The sequence below is a fragment of the Streptomyces sp. CA-210063 genome (assembly GCF_024612015.1).
Classification (GTDB): domain Bacteria; phylum Actinomycetota; class Actinomycetes; order Streptomycetales; family Streptomycetaceae; genus Streptomyces.
Window position 1 is genome coordinate 3,272,376 of the sequence record NZ_CP102512.1, and the last position, 18,922, is coordinate 3,291,297.

An 18,922-nucleotide genomic window follows, 5' to 3' on the forward strand; every position below is an offset into this window, starting at 1 on the left:
CGGCGCGGTCGGGAGTGAGTTGTGTCTCATGTGGGGTGGTATGGGGCAGTAGGGGCAGGGCGGCCGTCGGCGGTGGAGCCGCTGTTCGGGAGCGATGTCGTCGTTCTCGCGGTGGCAGGAGTTCGGTTGGCGCATACCGGGGAGTCATTTGGGATGGGAACGGTCCTGGGGTTCCCTTCGTTCTTGACTTGCCCTGCCTCCGTCGGTGCGGTCCCCCGCCGTACCGACGCGACGCGGAAGGACGACGTGCCCTTTGTTCCCGCTCCCGCTCGACGCGCCGCCCCCCTCGCGGCCCACCCCGTCCCCGGTCCCCGACCCCACCACCCTGATACCCAGCCCGGCCGCCGCCCCGGACCTCACCCAAGTCCCGGGCCAGGCCTCGGTCCCCGACCTCGGCGCGGCTATCCCCGATTCGGCCCGCGCCCTCACGCTCACCCCTGTCCCGGGCTCGACACCGTTCCCCGACCTCGGCGCGGTCCGCGACCCGGACCTCGACCTCATCCCCGTTCAGGGTCCGGCCCCGGCCCTCGACCTCACCGCGGTTCCGTGTCCGGCCCCGGACCCGGGCCTCACCGCGGTACCGGCCACAGACCTCGGCCTTGCCGCGGTCTCCGAGCCGGCTCCCGACCTCACACCGGCCACCCCGGCTCCCACTTCCACCGCCGTCTGTGATCCGGTGCCGGGCCCCGTGCCGGGCCCCCGCCCGACCCGCTTCCCGGCCTTCCTCCCCGCCAGGCTCCACGCGTTCCTCCCCGCCCGCTCCCCCGGCAACGCCCGCCGGCTCCGGCTCGCTCTCACCCTCCTGCCGTTGGTGCTGCTCGCCGTCTGGGCGGCGGTCGACTGGCGGACGGTCCACGGCGGCGCCGTGCGCCTCGCGTCGGCCGACCCCCGGTGGCTGCTGGCCGGGGCCTTCTTCACGGCCCTGTGCTCGGTGGCCTCCGCCTGCGTACGGCAGGGGGCGACGCCGGAGCGGCTGCCGCCGGGGCAGTTGCTGGCGACACAGTTCGCCGCCGGGGCCGCGGGGCACGCGCTGCCGGGCAACATCGGGGCGCACGCGGTCGTCCTGCGCTTTCTGCGCGGCCGTGGCATACCCCTCGCCCGGGCCACCTCCTCGCTCGCCCTGTACTCGGCGGTCAAACCGGTGGCCAAGACGCTGGTGATCCTCGCCTTCGTCGTCGCCTTCCCGGGCACGCTCCGCCTGGCCGAACTGCTCCCCGAGGGCGACACGCTCGCCCTGGTCGGCGGGATCACCGCCGTCAGCCTCGCCGCCGTGGTCACCCTGATCACGACCGTACGACCGTTGCGGCGGCCTCTCATCGGAGGGTTGCGCACCGCCCTCAACGACACGCGGCTCGTGCACAGCCGTCCCGTACGCGCGCTCGCACTGTGGGGCGGGGCCGCCGCCTTCCCGCTGTGCCAGGGGGCCGTCCTCGCCTCGGTCGGGTCGTCGCTCGGGCTGCCGGTGTCCTGGCCGCAGATGCTGTTCGCCTACCTCGTCGCCAGTACGGCGGCCGGTGCGGTGCCCGCGCCGGGCGGCCTCGGCCCCATGGACGCGGCACTCGTCTTCACCCTCGTCGCCTTCGGCGCGCCGGCGACCCTCGCGACCACGACCGTCATCGGCTACCGCGTCCTCACCGTCTGGCTTCCCCTGCTCCCGGGCACGCTCGTCCTCTCGGCTCTGGTGCGCGCGAAGGTGCTTTGAGGGGGCCGGTGGGTGGGGGCCTTGGCGGGCGGCTGGGCCTCGGCGCCGTAGGGCTCAGGGCTCAGCGCTCACGGGGCAGGGCTCAGCGAAGGGCGCGGCAGCGTGGAGCGAAGGGCGCGGCAGCGTGGAGCGAAGGGCGCGGCAGCGTGGGGCGACGGGCTCGGCGGCGTGATGCCGTTTCCGTAGCGCCGCATGCCGCAGCGCCGTGATGCCGCAGGGCCGTGATGCCGCAGCGCCGCGTTTCCGTGCCTCGGTTCCGGCTTTCGGAGGCGTCATGCGTGGCTGGGGTGCAGCGGGCTGTTGAAACGGGAACCATCTCGGGGTCAGGAGGCGTCGGACGGGGCTGGACGGACTGGGGGCTGGTTCATGTCGTACTCGGCGGGGCGGCGGGTGGTGGTGACGGGGCTCGGGGCTGTTACTCCGCTCGGTGTGGGGGTGGGCGAGCTGTGGCAGGGGCTGCTGGAAGGGCGTTGCGGGATACGGGAGCTGGAAGGGGAGGAGTTCGCGGAGTTACCCGTGCGGGTCGCGGGGACCGTGCCCGTGGATCCCGCCGGCCTGCTGCCCCGGCCCCGGGCCCGGCGTATGAACCGGGCCGCGCGCTTCGCCGTGCTGGCCGCGCGGGAGGCGTGGCGGGACGGGGGTTTCAATGCCGCCGGTACGGCGGAGAGCGGGCTCGATCCGGAGCGGGTCGGGGTGTCCGCCGGCGCGATCCTCGGTGACGCGTCGGTCCTCGTGGCGGGCGACCGGCAGCTACGGGACCGGGGGCCGCGGAGTGTCTCCCCGCTCACCACGCCGATGTGCGTGCCCTCGCAGGCGGCGTCGCAGATCTCCCTCGACCTCGGTATCACCGGGGAGGCGCGGACCGTGACCAGTGCGTGCGCCTCCGGCACCGAGGCGATCGGGCAGGCCGTCGACCGTATCCGGTACGGGCGGGTGGATGTGGCCGTCGCGGGCGGGGCGGAGGCGGTGGTGACACCGGCGATCATGGCGTCGTTCGCGGCGATGCGGGCGTTGTCGCGGCACGGGCTGAACGGCGGTGGGCAGAGCCCGTCGCGACCGTTCGCCAAGGACCGGGACGGGTTCGTGAACGGTGAGGGGGCTGGGTTTCTGCTGCTGGAGGCGGAGGACCATGCCAGGGCTCGGGGCGCGCGGATCTACTGCGAGGCCGCGGGCTGGGGGCTGTCCGCCGACGCGCACCACATGGCGGCGCCGGACCCGTCGGGGGCGGGGGTGGCGCTCGCGCTGCGCCGGGCGTTGCGGGACGCGGCGGCGTCCCCCGCCGATGTCGTCCACGTCAACGCGCATGCCACCGCCACGGTCGACGGCGATCTCGCCGAGGCGAACGCGCTCGCCGCCGTGCTGTCGGGGCGCCGGGTTCCCGTCACGGCGCTGAAGGGCAGCCTCGGGCACCTTCAGGGGGCCGCCGGTGCCGTGGAGGCGCTCGTCACCGCCCTCACCCTGCACCACGGGCTCATCCCCCCGACCATCGGCTGCGCCGACCAGGACGACGCCATCACCCTCGACCTCGTCACCACCGCCCCTCGCCCCCTCCCCGCCGACGGCAACCTCGCCCTCACCAACTCCTTCGGCTTCGGCGGCCACAACGCGGTCCTCGCGCTCCGCCGCGCGGCATAGGCCGACCCACCACCGCGCCCGCTCCGACGAGGACGAGGACGAACGCAGTCCGGCGGTCAGGCGGAGTGTTTGCGGGAGGTCGCCTTCTTTGCCGGGGTCTTCTTCGCGGTGGTTTTTGGCGCCGCTGTTTTTGTCGCCGCCGATTTTGTCGGCTCTGTCTTTGTCGGCTCTGTCTTTGTCGGCTCTGATTTTGTTGCCGCTGTTTTTGTTGTGCTGGTCTTCTTGGCTGTTGATTTCTTCTCGGTGGATTTCTTCGCGGGCTGGGTTGATCTGGCTGTCGACTTCTTCGGGGAGGCGGCTGCCTTTTTCGTCGTGGTGGTGGACTTCTTGCCCGTGGGTTGTTTGGGGGTGGGGCGGGACGGGAGGTGGGTGATGTCGGCGACGTCCTCGCCCCGGGACTCCTTGGCTTCGCGGACGCTCTTCTCCAGGGCGGCCATGAGGTCGAGGACCTTGCCGCCCGCGGCCGGAGCGGGCGCGGTGGGAGGCTCCTCGCCGGAGGCCTTCGCGGCGATCAGGTCCTCCACGGCCTCGCGGTAGTCGTCGTGGAGGGATTCGAGGTCGACCTCGCCGAGCGTGTCCATGAGGGCGTCCGCGAGGTCGAGTTCCTTGTCGCGGACGCTGACGCTCGCGTCGGGGGCGACCCCCTCGGTCGTACGGATCTCGTCGGGCCAGAGCAGCCCGTGCATGGCGAGGACATCGTCCACGACCCGGAGCATGCCGAGGCGTTCGCGTCCCCGGAGGGCGAACTTGCAGATGGCGACCTTGCCGCTGCGCTTGAGCGCCTCGCGGAGGAGGGTGTACGGCTTGGCCGCGGGGACACCGTTCGCCGCGAGGTAGTACGCGGCGTCCACCTGGAGCGGGTCGACGCTCTCGGCCGGTACGAAGCCCTCGATCTCGATCGTCTTGGCGGTCGGGATCGGCAGCGACGAGAGGTCCTCGTCCGTGATCGGGATCATCGTGCCGTCCGCGTCCTCGTACGCCTTGCCGATCTCCCCCTGCGTCACCTCACGGTCCTCCAGCTCGCAGACCTTGCGGTAACGGATGCGGCCGCCGTCCTCCAGATGGATCTGGCGGAAGGAGACGGAGTGGCTCTCGGTCGCGTTCACCAGCTTGATCGGGATGCTGACCAGGCCGAACGAGATGGCGCCGTTCCAGATGGATCGCACGAGCAGCACGCACCTTTCGGGTCGGTGCCCCCGGCGCGGTGACCTCGGCCGCCGCGCAGCTCGTGGGGCTCCTTGGGCTTGTCCTCCCCGCCCCGATCGCCCGTTCGGTCCGGGTTGTCCACACCGTAACCCGGTCCGATCACGCGTGCGCGTCGGCACTGTGACTGACCGGGCCGGTCAGTCACAGCCACAGCCACAGCCACAGCCACAGCCCAGGATCGCGACCGGACCGGTCAGGATTCGAGAAGCGTCGGTGCCCGGGCCGCACCTAGCGTGAACGGCATGGCCGACGCCGACGCCGACGGGAGGGCACGGGAGGGAAGGGACGGGACGGAAACCGCAGGACGTATCACTCGGACGCTGGTTGGATCGGGACCGGGCGTCGGACCGGGATCGAGTGCGTCGCCGACGAAGGCCGCCAGGGCGGCAACGCCCGACGAGGGAGACACGATGAGCAGGGCCACGAGAACGGACACGCGGTCTTCGGCGCCGCATGCCGCCGACAGTCATGATCTGATCCGTGTGCACGGGGCGCGGGAGAACAATCTCAAGGACGTCAGCATCGAGATCCCGAAGCGCCGGCTGACGGTGTTCACCGGGGTCTCCGGCTCGGGCAAGAGCTCACTCGTGTTCGACACGATCGCCGCCGAGTCGCAGCGGCTGATCAACGAGACGTACAGCGCCTTCGTACAGGGCTTCATGCCGACCCTGGCCCGGCCCGAGGTCGACGTACTCGACGGGCTGACCACCGCGATCACCGTCGACCAGCAGCGGATGGGCGGCGATCCACGCTCCACGGTCGGCACCGCCACCGACGCCAACGCGATGCTGCGCATCCTCTTCAGCCGGCTGGGGAAGCCGCACATCGGCCCGCCGAGCGCGTACTCGTTCAACACCGCCTCGGTGCGGGCGAGCGGGGCGATCACCGTCGAGCGGGGCGCGAAGACGAAGGCCGAGAAAGCGACCTTCGAGCGCACCGGCGGTATGTGCGTCCGCTGTGAGGGCCGGGGCAGCGTCTCCGACATCGATCTCACCCAGCTCTACGACGACTCCAAGTCGCTGTCGGAGGGCGCGTTCACCATCCCCGGCTGGAAGTCGGACAGCCAGTGGACCGTGCAGCTCTACGCCCAGTCCGGCTTCGTCGACCCGGACAAGCCGATCCGCCAGTACACCAAGAAGGAGATGCAGGCCTTCCTCTACGGGGAGCCGGTCAAGATCAAGGTCAACGGCATCAACCTCACCTACGAGGGGCTGATCCCCAAGATCCAGAAGTCGTTCCTGTCCAAGGACAAGGAGTCGATGCAGCCCCACATCCGGGCGTTCGTGGAACGGGCGGTCACCTTCACCACCTGTCCCGAGTGCGACGGCACCCGGCTCAGCGAGGGGGCCCGGTCCTCGAAGATCGGCAAGCTCAGCATCGCCGACGCCTGTGCGATGGAGATCCGCGACCTGGCCGCATGGGTGCGCGGCATCGAGGAGCCGTCGGTGGCGCCGCTGCTGACCGCGCTGAGGCACACCCTCGACTCGTTCACGGAGATCGGCCTCGGCTATCTGTCCCTCGACCGGCCCGCGGGCACCCTGTCCGGCGGTGAGGCGCAGCGCGTCAAGATGATCCGCCACCTCGGCTCCTCGCTCACCGACGTCACCTACGTCTTCGACGAGCCCACCATCGGTCTGCACCCCCATGACATCCAGCGGATGAACGACCTGCTGCTGCGGCTGCGCGACAAGGGCAACACCGTGCTCGTCGTGGAGCACAAGCCGGAGGTCATCGCGATCGCCGACCATGTCGTGGACCTCGGCCCCGGCGCCGGTACGGCGGGCGGCACCGTCTGCTACGAGGGCACCGTCGAGGGCCTGCGCTCCGGCGGCACCATCACCGGCCGCCATCTCGACGACCGGGCCGCCCTCAAGAAGTCGGTGCGCGAGTCCACCGGCACGCTGGAGATCCGCGGCGCGACCCGGCACAACCTGCGCAACGTCGACGTCGACATCCCCCTCGGCGTGCTCTGCGTCGTCACCGGTGTCGCCGGCTCCGGCAAGAGCTCCCTCATCCACGGCTCGGTGCCGGCACCGGCGGGCGTGGTCTCGGTGGACCAGACGCCGATCCGCGGCTCACGGCGCAGCAACCCGGCGACGTACACCGGGCTGCTCGACCCGATCCGCAAGGCGTTCGCCAAGGTCAACGGGGTGAAGCCGGCGCTGTTCAGCGCCAACTCCGAGGGCGCCTGCCCCACCTGCAACGGCGCCGGCGTCATCTACACGGACCTGGCGATGATGGCCGGCGTGGCCACCACCTGCGAGGACTGCGAGGGGAAGCGGTTCCAGCCGTCGGTCCTGGAGTACCACCTCGGCGGCCGTGACATCAGCGAGGTACTGGCGATGTCGGTGACGGAGGCCGAGGAGTTCTTCGCCTCGGGCGAGGCGGCCACGCCGGCCGCGCACCGTGTCCTGGACCGGCTCGCCGACGTCGGGCTCGGCTACCTCAGCCTCGGCCAGCCGCTCACCACGCTCTCCGGCGGCGAGCGGCAGCGGCTCAAGCTGGCGACCCACATGGGCGACAAGGGCGGGGACCGCCTTGTCTACGTTCTTGACGAGCCGACCACCGGCCTCCACCTCGCCGACGTCGAGCAACTGCTCGGCCTGCTCGACCGGCTCGTCGACGCCGGCAAGTCGGTGATCGTCATCGAGCACCACCAGGCGGTCATGGCGCACGCCGACTGGATCGTCGACCTCGGCCCCGGCGCCGGCCACGACGGCGGCCGCGTCGTCTTCGAGGGCACCCCGGCCGACCTCGTCGCGGCCCGCTCCACCATCACCGGCGAACACCTGGCCGCCTACGTGGGTGCCTGACCCGGCGGGAGTTCCGCACGCTTTCGCACGAAATCATGGGATTCCATGGGATTCTGAGTCCCATGACACCGATCACCGAGGTGGAGGGCCGCAGGGTCGCCCTGTCCAATCTGGAGAAGGTCCTCCACCCGGCGACGGGCTTCACCAAGGGTGAGCTGCTGCACTACTACGCCACGACCGCGGATGCCCTGCTGCCGCATCTGCGCGACCGCCCGGTCTCCTTCCTCCGCTACCCGGACGGGCCGGGCGGCCAGGTCTTCTTCACCAAGAACGTGCCGCCGGGCACACCCGACTGGGTCACGACCGCCGAGGTACGGCGGATGGAGGGCCCGGCGCGGATGGTGCTGGTCCAGGACCTGGCGAGCCTGATGTGGGCCTCGAACCTGGTCGCCGAGTTCCACACGCCGCAGTGGACCGTCAGCATCCCCGACGAGGCCGACCGGCTGGTCTTCGACCTGGACCCGGGAGCGCCCGCGACGGTCGTCGAGTGCTGCGAGGTCGCCTGCTGGCTGCGGGAGCGGCTCGCGGCGGACGGGATCGAGGCGTACGCGAAGACGTCCGGGTCGAAGGGGCTGCATCTGCTGGCGGCGGTGCGCGGGTCGTCTTCCGAGCGGGTGACGGAGTACGCCAAGGAACTCGCCGTCGAGGCCGAGAAGGCCCTGCCCCGCCAGGTCGTCCACCGGATGACCCGCAGCCTGCGCCCCGGCAAGGTCTTCGTCGACTGGAGCCAGAACGCCGCCCGCAAGACCACGGCCACGCCCTACACCCTCCGCGCCCGCCCCGAGCCCACCGTCTCCACGCCGGTCACCTGGACCGAGGTCGAGGAGTGCGCCTCCGCCGGACGACTGGCCTTCCACGCCGAGGACATCGCGGCCCGCCTCCAGGACCACGGGGATCTGCTGGCGCCCCTCCTCGACGTGGACGCGGCGCACCCGCTGCCGTAAGACATCGTCAGTCAGCCCGGCCAGGCAACAAATCAGCCGTCCGGCGTTTGAGGACGAGGCCGCAGGCCGACGGGGCGTCCGGGGGCGCAGCCCCCAGGGCCGGTCACCACGACCGACCCGCGCCCGAAAGCCGGCCTACACCCGAGCCCACGTCCGCCGGTCCCGTGCCACGGAATGCATCCCCTCCACGTCCGCCGGCTTCAGCACGCCACCCGCGCGGGCGAGTTCCGACAGGTCCGTGTCCCGCAGGACACGGACCTCCCGCAGGGGCGTGGTGACGGCGAGGCCGGACGGTTCGGCGAGGGCGAGGACGGGGCGGACCTCGGCGGTGAGGGCGTAGGAGGCGCGGTCGGCGTCGGCGCGGAGCCTGCGCAGCAGCGCGCGGGGCTCGTGGCGGCCGACGGCGACCATGGGGTCGGTGACGACGACGCGCTGCCTGCGGGCGTAGAGGGACCGGACGCAGAACAGGCCCCCGGGGCCGATGACGAGGTGGTGGATACGGTCGCCGCCGGGCAGGGGCACGGAGTGCAGGGTGCGCCAGCCGGCGCCCTCCAGCCGGTCCAGCGCGTCGCCGACCGTCTGCTCGGCGGCCAGGGCGCGGCGGCGCGGGTCGGGACGCAGCCGGCGCGGTGGTCCGGGAGCGCGGTCGAGGGCGATGAGGAGGGCCTCGCCGGGGCGGTTGGGGGCCAGGTCGTCGTCCGGATGGAGGCTCAGCCGGGCCAGCTCGGCGGGGGTCGGCACGGGTGGCGGGCCCACCGTGACCGGGCCGGAGATGAACGGGCCGAGGACGGCGAGCACGTCCTCTCTCCGCTCCTCGCTGAGGAGATTCACCCGGCCCGCCTCACGGTCGTACCAGGCGATGTTCCTCCCGTCGGTCCGGCACACGTACAGGCGTTCCTGTCCGTGGCGCCAGGTCGGTATGACGCGCAGTCCGTTCATGCACCATCACCCCACGACCATGGGACCAGGCGGGGTGCTCCATCGGCAAGAACCCGGCTACCTTTGGGGTGACTTGGGGAGGCGCCGTTGCGGACGCGCAGGAACCAGCACGATGTTCCGGCTCCGGACGAACCGTGGAGCGAGATCGTGCCCGGTCTGTGGATGGGCGGGCACGAGTTCGCGGGGCGGACCGGTACCGGCGACATCGAATTCGCGGTCGTACGCGCTGAGTTCGATCTGGTGCTCACGCTGCTGCGACTGCCGGGGTACGGGCCGGACGACGGCGTCGAGCACCATGTGTGGCCGATCCCGGACGGGCCGTTGGACGGTACGCAGCTGGCGGGTGTGATGCGGCTGGCACAGGCGGCGTGCGACGCGCTGGAGGACGGCAAACGGGTCCTCGTCCGCTGCTACAGCGGCTACAACCGGTCCGGTCTGGTCGTGGCGCACGCGCTGATCCGCGACGGGCACTCCGCGGAGGAGGCGATCCGGCTGATCCGCACCCGCCGTTCGCCGTGGGCGCTGCACAACGAGCTGTTCGTGGAGTACCTGCACACGGGGCTGCCGACGGTCCGGTTCCTTGAGGAGCTGGCCGATTGACTTGCTCCTCGGGCTGAAGCCCGGGGATTGTGGCCTTCCCTCTCGTTGCTGTGCCGCTACGCGGCACGGGCTTCGGGAGGGAATCCGTGGCTTCCTGCTTCGTCGCGCTGGGCCAGAACGGGTTCTGGTCTTACCGGCGCTCCACAGGCTGATACCGCCAGTCCGGCGGCCTTTTTCACGTTGCGTGCGGAGTTGATGTCCCGGTCGAGGAGGGCTCCGCAGGCGGGGCAGGTCCATTCGCGGATGTGGAGGGGTTTGGGTCCGTCCACGTGGTCGCAGTACGAGCAGGTCCGGCTGGTCGGCACGAACCGGCCGATCTTGATCAGGGTGCGCCCGTACCGTTCGGCCTTGTAGACGAGCATGGCCACGAACTGCGACCAGCCCGCATCGTGCACGCTCTTGGCCAGTCCGGTGCGTGCCAGTCCGTTCACCGCCAGGTCCTCCACGCCGATCGCTTGGTTCTCGCGGATCAGCTTCGTGGAGAGCTGGTGGTGAAATTCACGGCGCGCGTCGGCGACCTGGGCATGCGCGCGGGCGACCTTCAGGCGGGCCTTCTGCCGGTTCTTGGATCCCTTCTGTTTGCGGGACAGCTCCCGCTGGGCCTTCTTCAGTTTCTTCTCCGCACGGCGCAGGAACCGCGGGGAGTCGATCTTCGTGCCGTCGTCGAGGATCGCGAAGTGCGTCAGGCCCAGGTCAATGCCGACGGTGTGGCCGGTGTCGGGCATGCGGGCCGCGTCGGTGTCCGGGTTGGTGTCGATGACGAACGAGGCGAAGTACCTCCCGGCCGCGTCCTGGATCACGGTGACGGAGGTGGGGGTGGTGGGCAGGGTCCGCGACCACTTCACCTTGACCGCCCCGATCTTCGGCAGGTTCAGCCGTCCGCTGCCGGTGATCGACCAGCGGGCGTTGGCGGTGAACCGGATCGACTGCCGGGCGTCCTTGCGGGACTTCAACCTCGGTGCCCCCAGCTTGGGCCCCTTGCGCTCACCCTTGAGGGAGGCGAAGAAGTTCCTGTACGCCGTCTCGGCATCGCGCAGGGACTGCTGGAGCACGACCGCGGAGACCTCGCCCAGCCAGGAGCGGGCCTCGGTCTGCTTGGCCTCGGTGATCAGACGCTTGGACAGCTCGCTGGCCTTCGGGAACGGCGCGCCCGCCGCACGTGCGTCCTCGCGGGCGCGCACGGCGTCGTTGAACACGACACGGACGCACCCGAACGCCCGAGTCAACGCACCGCGTTGGGCATGGTTCGGGTACAGGCGAAAGCTGTACCGAAGCTGCATGAGAGCCACAGTAAATACTTGGGCTATGGGAGATATTCGGGAGATCAGAACTGGTCGATACTGTGTTTTTGCCATGCATGTGCACTTGGTCTTCGTGATCAAGTTCAGGCACAACGTGTTCACGGAAGAGCACCTGGCGCGGATGGAGGAGATCATGCGGTCGGCGTGTGCGGACTTCAAGTGCGAGCGGGTGGAGTTCAACGGCGAGACCGGCCATGTCCAACCTGTTGGTGAACTTCCCGCCCAAGGTCGCGTCACCAAGCTGGTCAACTGCCTCAAGGGCGTCTCCTCACGCCGCCTGCGCCTGGGGCACCTCCCGGCCGAAGACTGGGGGCGAATTCCTCGACCTGGCACGCCACTACTGGCGGGCCAACAAACTGTGGTCGGGCTCCTACTTCGCCGGAACCGTCGGCGGCGCCCCGCTCTCGGCGGTCAGGCAGTGCATCGAGCAGCAGAACCGGCCGGTGTAAGCCCTGCCCGGCTCCGCCCGACCAGATGCGGCGACGCTCCGCCTCGCCACCCTCAGATGCGCTTCACCGCCGGGCTGAAGCCCGATGCGCTGCGAATGAATCCCGGTAGCGTGGCCTGCGGGACCGAGCCGTCATGGGAGTAATACTTCCGCACACATAGGCACGGATAGGCACGGATAGGCATGGGCAGCCATGAGTAGGGCGGACGGAACCACACTCGCCCGCCCGGGACCCCCGCCCGTCCCCTACCCACGCACCCAGCAGTCTTGTGTTCCCCAGCCACCCCGCGCGGGCTGCCGCCGGCGCGTCGGTCGCCGTGGCCGCCGCCCCGCCTCGCGCCTCTTTCGGGGCTCGATCCCTGATGGCCCATCGCAGAAGGCACCCTCTCTCCCCTCCCCCTAATGTGGCGAACAGTCAGGTTCGCCCCCTTCTGGAGGAGCATCAATGTCCCTGCGGATTCTGCTCATGCGGTTCGGCATAGCCGCTGCCGGTGGCGCTCTCGTGGCCTTCGCGGCCACGACTCCCGCGATCGGCGTCGACCGGGAGGACCCCGGGAAGAAGTACATCGTCAACGGCGAGGTCACCGCCCGTGCCGGTCTGGTCCTGCGCAGCGCGCCGACGCGCGGCGGCGCGGCCGTCCGGGTCGCGAAGTACGGCGAGATCGTCCAGATCTACTGCAGGACCCTGAGCCAGAACATCGACGGCAACCGGCAGTGGTACCTGCTCACCGACGGCACCTGGGCGTGGGGTTCGGCCCGCTACATCGCCGCCTGGAAGACGCCACGCTGGTGCTGAGCTGAGCGACAAGGCACACAAGGCATCCCATTTAGGTAAGTTCCGGGCATGACCACCAAGGCCGGACCGACCCTGGCGGCGGATCCCTCGGACCCGCCCCCGCCCGCCGTACGCCTGCTCCGGCGCCGAGGCGTCGAGTTCACCCTCACCGTCGTCGCCGTTCTGCTCTCGGTGTACGGCTACTGCGCTGTCGGTCTGGCGAAGAACGGCTCCGTCCCGCCCGGCGCCGCCGACTACGGTGCCGGGCTCGGGGTGCTCGCGCTGCTGGCCCATCTGGTGGTGCGGCTGCGGGCGCCGTACGCCGATCCGCTGCTGCTGCCCATCGCGGTGCTCCTCAACGGCCTGGGCCTGGTGCTGATCCACCGGCTCGACCTGGAGACCCCGGCCGACCGGGCGGCGCCCGCGCAGCTGAACTGGTCGACGCTCGGGGTGGCGCTGTTCATCACGGTCGTGGCCCTGCTGCGTGACCACCGGGTGCTCCAGCGGTACGCGTACCTCTCGGTCGTGGCCGCGCTGGGCCTGCTGGCGCTGCCGATCCTCTTCCCTCCGGTCAACGGGGCCCGTATCTGGGTGCGGATCGCCGGATTCTCCCTCCAGCCGGGCGAGTTCGCGAAGGTGCTGCTCGCGCTCTTCTTCGCCAGCTATCTCGCGGCGAACCGCAACGCGCTGGCGTACGCCGGGCGCCAGATCTGGCGGTTCAAGCGCCTGCAACTGCCCACCGGGCGCGTCCTCGGCCCGATCGTCACCATCTGGCTGCTGAGCGTCGGGGTCCTGGTCCTGGAACGGGACCTGGGGACCTCGCTGCTGTTCTTCGGCCTGTTCGTGATCATGCTGTACGTCGCCACGGGCCGCACCGGCTGGATCGCGGTGGGGCTGCTGCTTGCGTGCGTGGGCGCGGTGGCCGTCGGCTGGCTCGAACCGCATGTGCACAGCCGCGTCGAGGACTGGCTGCACCCGTTCGCGTCGATCGAGGCGGGCCAGGGCCCGGGCCAACTCGCCCAGTCCCTCTTCGCGTTCGCCGCCGGCGGGCTGCTGGGCACCGGCCTCGGCCTCGGCCACTCCATCCTGATCGGCTTCGCCGCCAAGTCGGACTTCATCCTGGCCACGGCGGGCGAGGAGCTGGGCCTCGCCGGTCTCGCCGCGATCTTCCTGCTCTACGCCCTGCTGGTGGAGCGCGGCTACCGCACCGGCCTCGCCCTGCGCGACCCCTTCGGCCGCCTGCTGGCCACCGGCCTCGCCTCGATCATCGCCCTCCAGGTCTTCGTCATCGCCGGCGGCGTCACCGGTCTCATCCCCCTCACCGGCATGGCGATGCCCTTCCTCGCCCAGGGCGGCTCCTCCGTCGTCACCAACTGGATCATCGTGGCCCTGCTGATCCGGCTGAGCGACTCCGCCCGCAGCCAGTACGACCGTCACGACGGCCCGGAGGACAGGAGCGTATGACCATGTACGTCCGGAGGGGCGCATGACCAAGTACATCCGCCGCGCCGCCGCCCTCTGCGCCCTGCTCCTGCTCGCCCTCCTCGTCAACGCCACCCGCGTCCAGGTCTTCCAGTCCCGGTCGTACGACGACAACCCCGCCAACCGCCGCCCGGCGATCGCCCGTTGGGGCCAGCCGCGCGGGAACATCATGGTCGAGGGGCGCCCGGTCACCGGCTCCAAGGACACGGGGGAGCAGCTCCGCTTCGAACGGACGTACAGGGACGGCCCGTTGTACGCGCCGGTCACGGGCTTCGCCTCACAGGTGTACGGGACGTCGTTCCTGGAGCACGCGGAGGACTCCGTCCTCGACGGCAGTAGCCCCATGCTGTCGTTCCTCCCCCTGTGGAACGACATCACCCGCGACCAGAACGCCGGCGGCGAGGTCGTCACGACCCTCCAGGCCGCGGCCCAGCGCGCGGCCTACCTGGGACTCGGCGCCCGCCGGGGCGCGGTCGCCGCGCTCGAACCGGCCACCGGGCGCGTCCTGGCGCTGGTCTCCAGGCCGTCGTACGACCCCGGAGTGCTCTCCGGCAACGGCCCCTCGGTGGCCGAGGCGTGGGCGCGGCTGAACGGGGACGCGGCCAAGCCGATGCTCAACCGGGCGGTGCGGCAGACGTATCCGCCGGGTTCGACCTTCAAGGTGGTGACGGCCGCGGCGGCGCTGGACGCCGGGGTGGTCAGGGACCTCGACGCCCGCACCCGCTCCCCCGCCCCGTACACCCTGCCGGGCACCACGACGTCCCTCTCCAACGAGGTCGAGGGCTGCGAGAACGCCTCCCTGCGCTACGCCTTCGAGTGGTCCTGCAACACGGTCTTCGCGAAGCTGGGCGTGGACGTCGGGCTGGGCGCCATGACGGACACGACCCGCGCCTTCGGCTTCAACGACTCGGACCTCCGGATCCCCTTCTCCGTCGCCCCCAGCAGCTTCAACACCGACATGGACCGGGCCCAGCTCGCCCTCTCCTCCATCGGCCAGTACGACACCCGCGCCACCCCCCTCCAGATGGCCCTCGTCACGGCCGCCGTCGCCAACGGGGGCTCGGTCCGCTCGCCGTACCTCGTCGAACGCACCACCACGGCCGACGGCCGCACCGTCTCCGCCTCCGGCGCACACACCCTCCGCCAGGCCATGACCTCCTCGACCGCGAGGCGCCTGCGCGAGCTGATGCGCGCCGTGGTCGAGGACGGCACCGGCGCCAACGCCGCCATCCGCCACGCCACCGTCGGCGGCAAGACCGGCACCGCCCAACACGGCATCGGCAACTCCGGCACCCCCTACGCCTGGTTCATCGGCTGGGCCCAGTCCGACGACGCGGTCGAACCCCAGGTGGCCGTAGCGGTGGTCGTCGAGGACGCGGAGGCGGTACGCGGGGACATCAGCGGGGGCGGGGACGCGGCCCCGATCGCGAGGGAGGTGATGAGAGCGGTACTTAAGGCCGCCGACTAGGGCCCTTCTGATGGATCTCCGTGGGAGAAGGAGCGGCGTTCGGTGCGTGCTCTCGGCGTGCCGGGCGTCGCGACGCCGCGGAGATCCATCAGAAGGGCCCTAGGTGCAGCGCCCCGTAAGGGGCGCGGGGCTGTGTCGATATGCGGCTCCGCCGCGTGGGCGCGACCAGCCCCCACCGGCGCGAGGCATGACCACAAACTGAGATAAGGGATACAGCCGACACCTCCTCCCGACCTATCGTTCGGTCCATGAATCCCGCCACGTACGAACTCGCCCAGGTCAACATCGCCCGCCTCAAAGCCCCCCTGGACTCCCCCCAGTTGAAGGACTTCGTCGACGCCCTGGACCCGGTGAACGCGGTGGCGGACACCTCGGACGGCTTCGTGTGGCGCCTGAAGAGCGACTCCGGCAACGCCACGGACATCCCCGTCCTCGGCGACGAGTGGCTGATCATCAACATGTCGGTATGGCGCGACGCCAACGCTCTGACGGCGTTCATGTACCAGGGACAGCACCGGGAACTGCTGTCCCGCAGGCGGGAGTGGTTCGAGCGCCTGGCCGAGGCGGTCACCACCCTGTGGTGGGTACCGGCCGGCCACCACCCCACCGTCGCCGAGGCGGAGGAACGCCTCCTCCACCTCCGGGCCCACGGCCCGACCCCCTACGCCTTCACCCTGCGCACGTCGTTCCCGGCGGGACCGGCGGAGCCAATCGCGGAGCCGGTCGCGGAGCCGATGGCCGACGCGGTCAGCCGATCGGCTTCCTGAGTTCGGACCGGATCCGGAGGGTGCGCTCGGCAAAGGCCGCCAGGTCCAGGTCCTCAGGGCTGTCGGCGGCATTGCCGGGAGTGATCTCCCCGATGATCGCCGCGGTGTTGCCGTCGTTCCAGCCACACATCGGCGCGAAGACCTCCGCGCCCCCGTTGTCCATGGTGATCACCTGACAGGTGACGGTCGTGTCCGCCCCGGCCGGCTCGAAGTCCTTGGGGGGTACGGCGAGGGTGAGCCCGTCGGTGCCGGCGGCGCCCTTCATCATCGTGTCCCGCGCCTCGTCGCTGTCCGTGAAGCGGCCGTAGACGCCCGAGACATTGAGTTGCCCCCCGCGGTCCGCGGGAGCGTACGTCGCGACGGCGGCGCGGACGTCACGGGCGCCCCACCCGCTCTCGGCCTCCTCCTTCAGCCCGCTTCCGGAGGAGTCGGAGAAGTCCCGCGTCAGCTCGTACCCGCCGTCGAGCAGGGTCTCGGGCAGCGTCAGCCGGTACTCGGCCTCGGGGAAGCCGCTGTCGGAGTCCGCCCCGACGACCACCCACGCGGTCGCGGCCACGACCAGCAGCCCGACGACCCCGCCCACGACCCCGAGAACGATCCCGACGCGGCTCCTCTTCGGCGGAGGCGGAGCCGGAGACGGAGGCGCAGGCGCAGGCAGAAGCGGGGGCTGCGGGGTGAGCGGCTCAGGAGGCTGAGGCAGGGACACGCCAGAACGCTACTGCACGGGCCCGCCGCCCGGTATCGACGTAGGCCCGCCGCCGGGGTGGACGGGTCGTCAACAAGTGCCGCGCAAGGGATTGACGGCCTTGCTGACAAGTAGTCTCATAACCGGTGACCGCCGGTAACTCCCTGAACTCCCGTACGAGGAGCTGCGACAGCCATGACTACGGTGCCCTCGGTGAACCCCGTGACCTCGTCGGACTCCCGGTCCGAAGCGGAGGTGCTGCGCGACGCGCTCGGGCTCCTCAAGGACCGGGAGCAGGTGGCCGAGCGGCTGCTCGTCTCCTCCGCGAAGCACTCCTTCGACCCGGACGAGGAGCTGGACTGGGACGCGCCCTTCGAGGCGGGCAAGTGGTTCTGGCCGCCGGAGCTGGTGTCCCTGTACGGAACGCCGCTGTGGCGGCGGATGCCGGAGGAACAGCGGATCGCGCTGTCCCAGCACGAGGCGGCGGCCCTGGCCTCCCTCGGCATCTGGTTCGAGATCATCCTGATGCAACTGCTCGTACGGCACATCTACGACAAGGCCGCGACCAGCGCGCACGTCCGCTACGCGCTGACCGAGATCGAGGACGAGTGCCGGCACTCGAAGATGTTCGCCCGGCTGATCAGCAAGGGCGACACCCCGTACTACCCGGTGAGCCGGCCGCACCACAACCTGGGCCGCCTCTTCAAGACGATCTCGACGACGCCCGGCTCCTTCACCGCGACCCTCCTCGGCGAGGAGATCCTCGACTGGATGCAGCGGCTGACCTTCCCCGACGAGCGGGTGCAGCCGCTCATCCGGGGCGTCACCCGCATCCATGTCGTCGAGGAGGCCCGGCACGTCCGCTACGCCCGTGAAGAGCTGCGCCGCCAGATGGTGACGGCCCCCCGCTGGTCCCGGAGCTTCACCCGCGTCACCTCCGGCGAGTTCGCCCGCGTCTTCGCCGTCGCCTTCATCAACCCGGAGGTCTACGCGAACGTCGGCCTCGACCAGCGGGTGGCTGTCGCCCAGGTACGGGCCAGCGGCCACCGCCGCGACATCATGCAGACCGGCGCGAAGCGGCTGACGGACTTCCTGGACGACATCGGGGTCCTCCAGGGTGTCGGACGGCGTATGTGGAGGTCGTCGGGGTTGCTGGCGTAGCCCTTCCCGGCCCGGCGCGTCAGGGGGTGGGGGTGCCTGTGTGTCGGCGGGTGCGGGTGGTGTGTGGTTGCTCGCGCAGTTTCCCGCGCCCCTGAAAAGACACGGCCCCTGCGGGCCGAAAAGCACGGGGCGCAGCCCCTGCTTTTCAGGGGCGCGGGGAACTGCGCGAGAAGCCCCACCGGACCCGCACCCGCCGACACACAGGCACCCCCACCCCCTGACGCGATCTCAACCCGACAACCCCCACGCCCCCCGACTACCCTCCGAGGTATGACGTCCGAGGCCCCCACCCGCGCGTACCGCCGACTGAGTGTGGAAGAGCGGCGCAGCCAGCTGCTGAACGCGGCGCTGGAACTGTTCGCGCACAACGCGCCGGAGGACGTCTCCCTCGACGACGTGGCGGAGGCGGCCGGGGTCTCCCGCCCCCTCGTCTACCGCTACTTCCCCGGCGGCAAGCAGCAGCTCTACGAGGCGGCCCTGCGCTCGGCCGCCGAGGAGCTGGAGCAGTGCTTCGACGAGCCGGCCGAGGGCCCCCTCACCAGACGCCTGTCCCGCGCCCTCGACCGCTATCTGACCTTCGTGGACGAGCACGACACCGGCTTCAGCGCCCTCCTCCAGGGCGGCAGCGTCGTGGAGACCTCCCGGGCGACCGCCATCGTGGACGGGGTCCGGCGGGCCGCCGCGGACCACATCATCCGGCATCTGGACGTGACCGAGCCCGGCCTCCGGCTGCGGATGACCGTCCGTATGTGGATCACCTCCGTCGAGGCGGCCTCCCTCATCTGGCTCGACGAGGGCAAGCGGCCGGACGTCGGCGAACTCCGCGACTGGCTCGTCGAACAGTTCGTCGCCTGCCTCCTCGCCACCGCCGGCCGCGACCCCCAGACCGCCGCCGTCATACGGCACGCCCTCGCCGTCGAGACCTCCGCCGGCGCCGTCGGCTCCCTGGCCCGCCGCGTCCTCCCCGTGGTCGGCGACGCCGCCCACCTGCTGTGA

General features: G+C 70.9%; 15 protein-coding genes and 2 pseudogenes. 13 read left to right on the forward strand and 4 right to left on the reverse strand.

The window, feature by feature from the left end; genetic code table 11:
* The first annotated feature begins 676 nt into the window (after positions 1–676).
* Positions 677–1,702, forward strand: a complete 1,026-nt coding sequence (locus JIX56_RS13915) for a lysylphosphatidylglycerol synthase transmembrane domain-containing protein (RefSeq protein ID WP_257540643.1) — start codon at positions 677–679, stop codon at positions 1,700–1,702.
* 384 nt (positions 1,703–2,086) lie between these two features.
* Positions 2,087–3,337 (forward strand): annotated as a pseudogene (locus JIX56_RS13920) (beta-ketoacyl-[acyl-carrier-protein] synthase family protein); the annotation flags it as partial.
* A gap of 56 nt (positions 3,338–3,393) precedes the next feature.
* Here the strand turns inward: JIX56_RS13920 and ku are convergent.
* Positions 3,394–4,503: a non-homologous end joining protein Ku gene (ku, locus tag JIX56_RS13925; protein WP_443031815.1), complete on the reverse strand. Its 1,110-nt coding sequence runs from the start codon at positions 4,501–4,503 to the stop codon at positions 3,394–3,396.
* A 450-nt stretch (positions 4,504–4,953) separates the two neighbouring features.
* On the opposite strand from ku, the gene JIX56_RS13930 reads away from it, so the two are divergent.
* Both JIX56_RS13930 and ligD read left to right on the forward strand, forming a co-directional pair.
* On the forward strand, positions 4,954–7,356 hold the full coding sequence (locus tag JIX56_RS13930; protein WP_257540647.1) for an excinuclease ABC subunit UvrA: 2,403 nt from the start codon (positions 4,954–4,956) through the stop codon (positions 7,354–7,356).
* A 62-nt stretch (positions 7,357–7,418) separates the two neighbouring features.
* Entirely contained in the window at positions 7,419–8,300 is an 882-nt protein-coding gene (ligD, locus tag JIX56_RS13935) for a non-homologous end-joining DNA ligase (protein ID WP_257540648.1), read from the forward strand.
* A 135-nt stretch (positions 8,301–8,435) separates the two neighbouring features.
* Here the strand turns inward: ligD and JIX56_RS13940 are convergent, their stop codons facing one another.
* Positions 8,436–9,239, reverse strand: a complete 804-nt coding sequence (locus JIX56_RS13940; protein ID WP_257540651.1) for a nuclease-related domain-containing protein — start codon at positions 9,237–9,239, stop codon at positions 8,436–8,438.
* Between the two features lie 87 nt (positions 9,240–9,326).
* Between JIX56_RS13940 and JIX56_RS13945 the strand changes: the two genes are divergently transcribed.
* Entirely contained in the window at positions 9,327–9,839 is a 513-nt protein-coding gene (locus tag JIX56_RS13945; RefSeq protein ID WP_257540652.1) for a protein-tyrosine phosphatase family protein, read from the forward strand.
* A gap of 56 nt (positions 9,840–9,895) precedes the next feature.
* Here JIX56_RS13945 and JIX56_RS13950 read toward each other — a convergent pair whose 3' ends face one another.
* A complete protein-coding gene (locus JIX56_RS13950; protein ID WP_257540654.1) occupies positions 9,896–11,119 on the reverse strand; it encodes an RNA-guided endonuclease InsQ/TnpB family protein in 1,224 nt (407 codons plus the stop codon).
* Positions 11,120–11,192: 73 nt separating this feature from the next.
* Here JIX56_RS13950 and JIX56_RS48000 point away from each other — a divergent pair.
* From JIX56_RS48000 to JIX56_RS13975, 6 genes and pseudogenes are all read left to right on the forward strand, one after another.
* Positions 11,193–11,369 (forward strand): annotated as a pseudogene (locus JIX56_RS48000) (transposase); the annotation flags it as partial.
* Positions 11,335–11,589, forward strand: a complete 255-nt coding sequence (locus JIX56_RS48005; RefSeq protein ID WP_443031816.1) for a transposase — start codon at positions 11,335–11,337, stop codon at positions 11,587–11,589. The pseudogene JIX56_RS48000 and the gene JIX56_RS48005, both read left to right, overlap by 35 nt.
* 444 nt (positions 11,590–12,033) lie before the next feature.
* A complete protein-coding gene (locus tag JIX56_RS13960; RefSeq protein ID WP_257540656.1) occupies positions 12,034–12,384 on the forward strand; it encodes an SH3 domain-containing protein in 351 nt (116 codons plus the stop codon).
* A gap of 48 nt (positions 12,385–12,432) precedes the next feature.
* Entirely contained in the window at positions 12,433–13,827 is a 1,395-nt protein-coding gene (locus JIX56_RS13965) for an FtsW/RodA/SpoVE family cell cycle protein (RefSeq protein WP_257540658.1), read from the forward strand.
* Between the two features lie 22 nt (positions 13,828–13,849).
* Entirely contained in the window at positions 13,850–15,313 is a 1,464-nt protein-coding gene (locus tag JIX56_RS13970) for a penicillin-binding transpeptidase domain-containing protein (RefSeq protein WP_257540660.1), read from the forward strand.
* A gap of 248 nt (positions 15,314–15,561) precedes the next feature.
* Positions 15,562–16,080 (forward strand): DUF3291 domain-containing protein, encoded by a 519-nt coding sequence (locus tag JIX56_RS13975; RefSeq protein WP_257540661.1) that lies wholly within the window; start codon positions 15,562–15,564, stop codon positions 16,078–16,080.
* Here the strand turns inward: JIX56_RS13975 and JIX56_RS13980 are convergent.
* A complete protein-coding gene (locus tag JIX56_RS13980) occupies positions 16,061–16,663 on the reverse strand; it encodes a hypothetical protein (RefSeq protein ID WP_257540663.1) in 603 nt (200 codons plus the stop codon). The genes JIX56_RS13975 and JIX56_RS13980 overlap by 20 nt on opposite strands.
* Before the next feature lie 297 nt (positions 16,664–16,960).
* On the opposite strand from JIX56_RS13980, the gene JIX56_RS13985 reads away from it, so the two are divergent.
* Positions 16,961–17,926: an AurF N-oxygenase family protein gene (locus tag JIX56_RS13985; protein WP_257540665.1), complete on the forward strand. Its 966-nt coding sequence runs from the start codon at positions 16,961–16,963 to the stop codon at positions 17,924–17,926.
* 270 nt (positions 17,927–18,196) lie between these two features.
* Complete coding sequence (locus JIX56_RS13990) at positions 18,197–18,922, forward strand: TetR/AcrR family transcriptional regulator (RefSeq protein WP_257540667.1); 726 nt, start codon at positions 18,197–18,199, stop codon at positions 18,920–18,922.

What these genes read in the sequence shown, in the direction of transcription:
- JIX56_RS13930 (WP_257540647.1), top strand. Translation starts at nt 4,954, where the DNA reads ATGAGCAGGGCCACGAGAACGGACACGCGGTCTTCGGCGCCGCATGCC.
- ligD (WP_257540648.1), top strand. Translation starts at nt 7,419, where the DNA reads ATGACACCGATCACCGAGGTGGAGGGCCGCAGGGTCGCCCTGTCCAAT.
- JIX56_RS13940 (WP_257540651.1), bottom strand. Translation starts at nt 9,239, where the DNA reads ATGAACGGACTGCGCGTCATACCGACCTGGCGCCACGGACAGGAACGC.
- JIX56_RS13950 (WP_257540654.1), bottom strand. Translation starts at nt 11,119, where the DNA reads ATGCAGCTTCGGTACAGCTTTCGCCTGTACCCGAACCATGCCCAACGC.
- JIX56_RS48005 (WP_443031816.1), top strand. Translation starts at nt 11,335, where the DNA reads ATGTCCAACCTGTTGGTGAACTTCCCGCCCAAGGTCGCGTCACCAAGC.
- JIX56_RS13960 (WP_257540656.1), top strand. Translation starts at nt 12,034, where the DNA reads ATGTCCCTGCGGATTCTGCTCATGCGGTTCGGCATAGCCGCTGCCGGT.
- JIX56_RS13965 (WP_257540658.1), top strand. Translation starts at nt 12,433, where the DNA reads ATGACCACCAAGGCCGGACCGACCCTGGCGGCGGATCCCTCGGACCCG.
- JIX56_RS13970 (WP_257540660.1), top strand. Translation starts at nt 13,850, where the DNA reads ATGACCAAGTACATCCGCCGCGCCGCCGCCCTCTGCGCCCTGCTCCTG.
- JIX56_RS13975 (WP_257540661.1), top strand. Translation starts at nt 15,562, where the DNA reads ATGAATCCCGCCACGTACGAACTCGCCCAGGTCAACATCGCCCGCCTC.
- JIX56_RS13985 (WP_257540665.1), top strand. Translation starts at nt 16,961, where the DNA reads ATGACTACGGTGCCCTCGGTGAACCCCGTGACCTCGTCGGACTCCCGG.
- JIX56_RS13990 (WP_257540667.1), top strand. Translation starts at nt 18,197, where the DNA reads ATGACGTCCGAGGCCCCCACCCGCGCGTACCGCCGACTGAGTGTGGAA.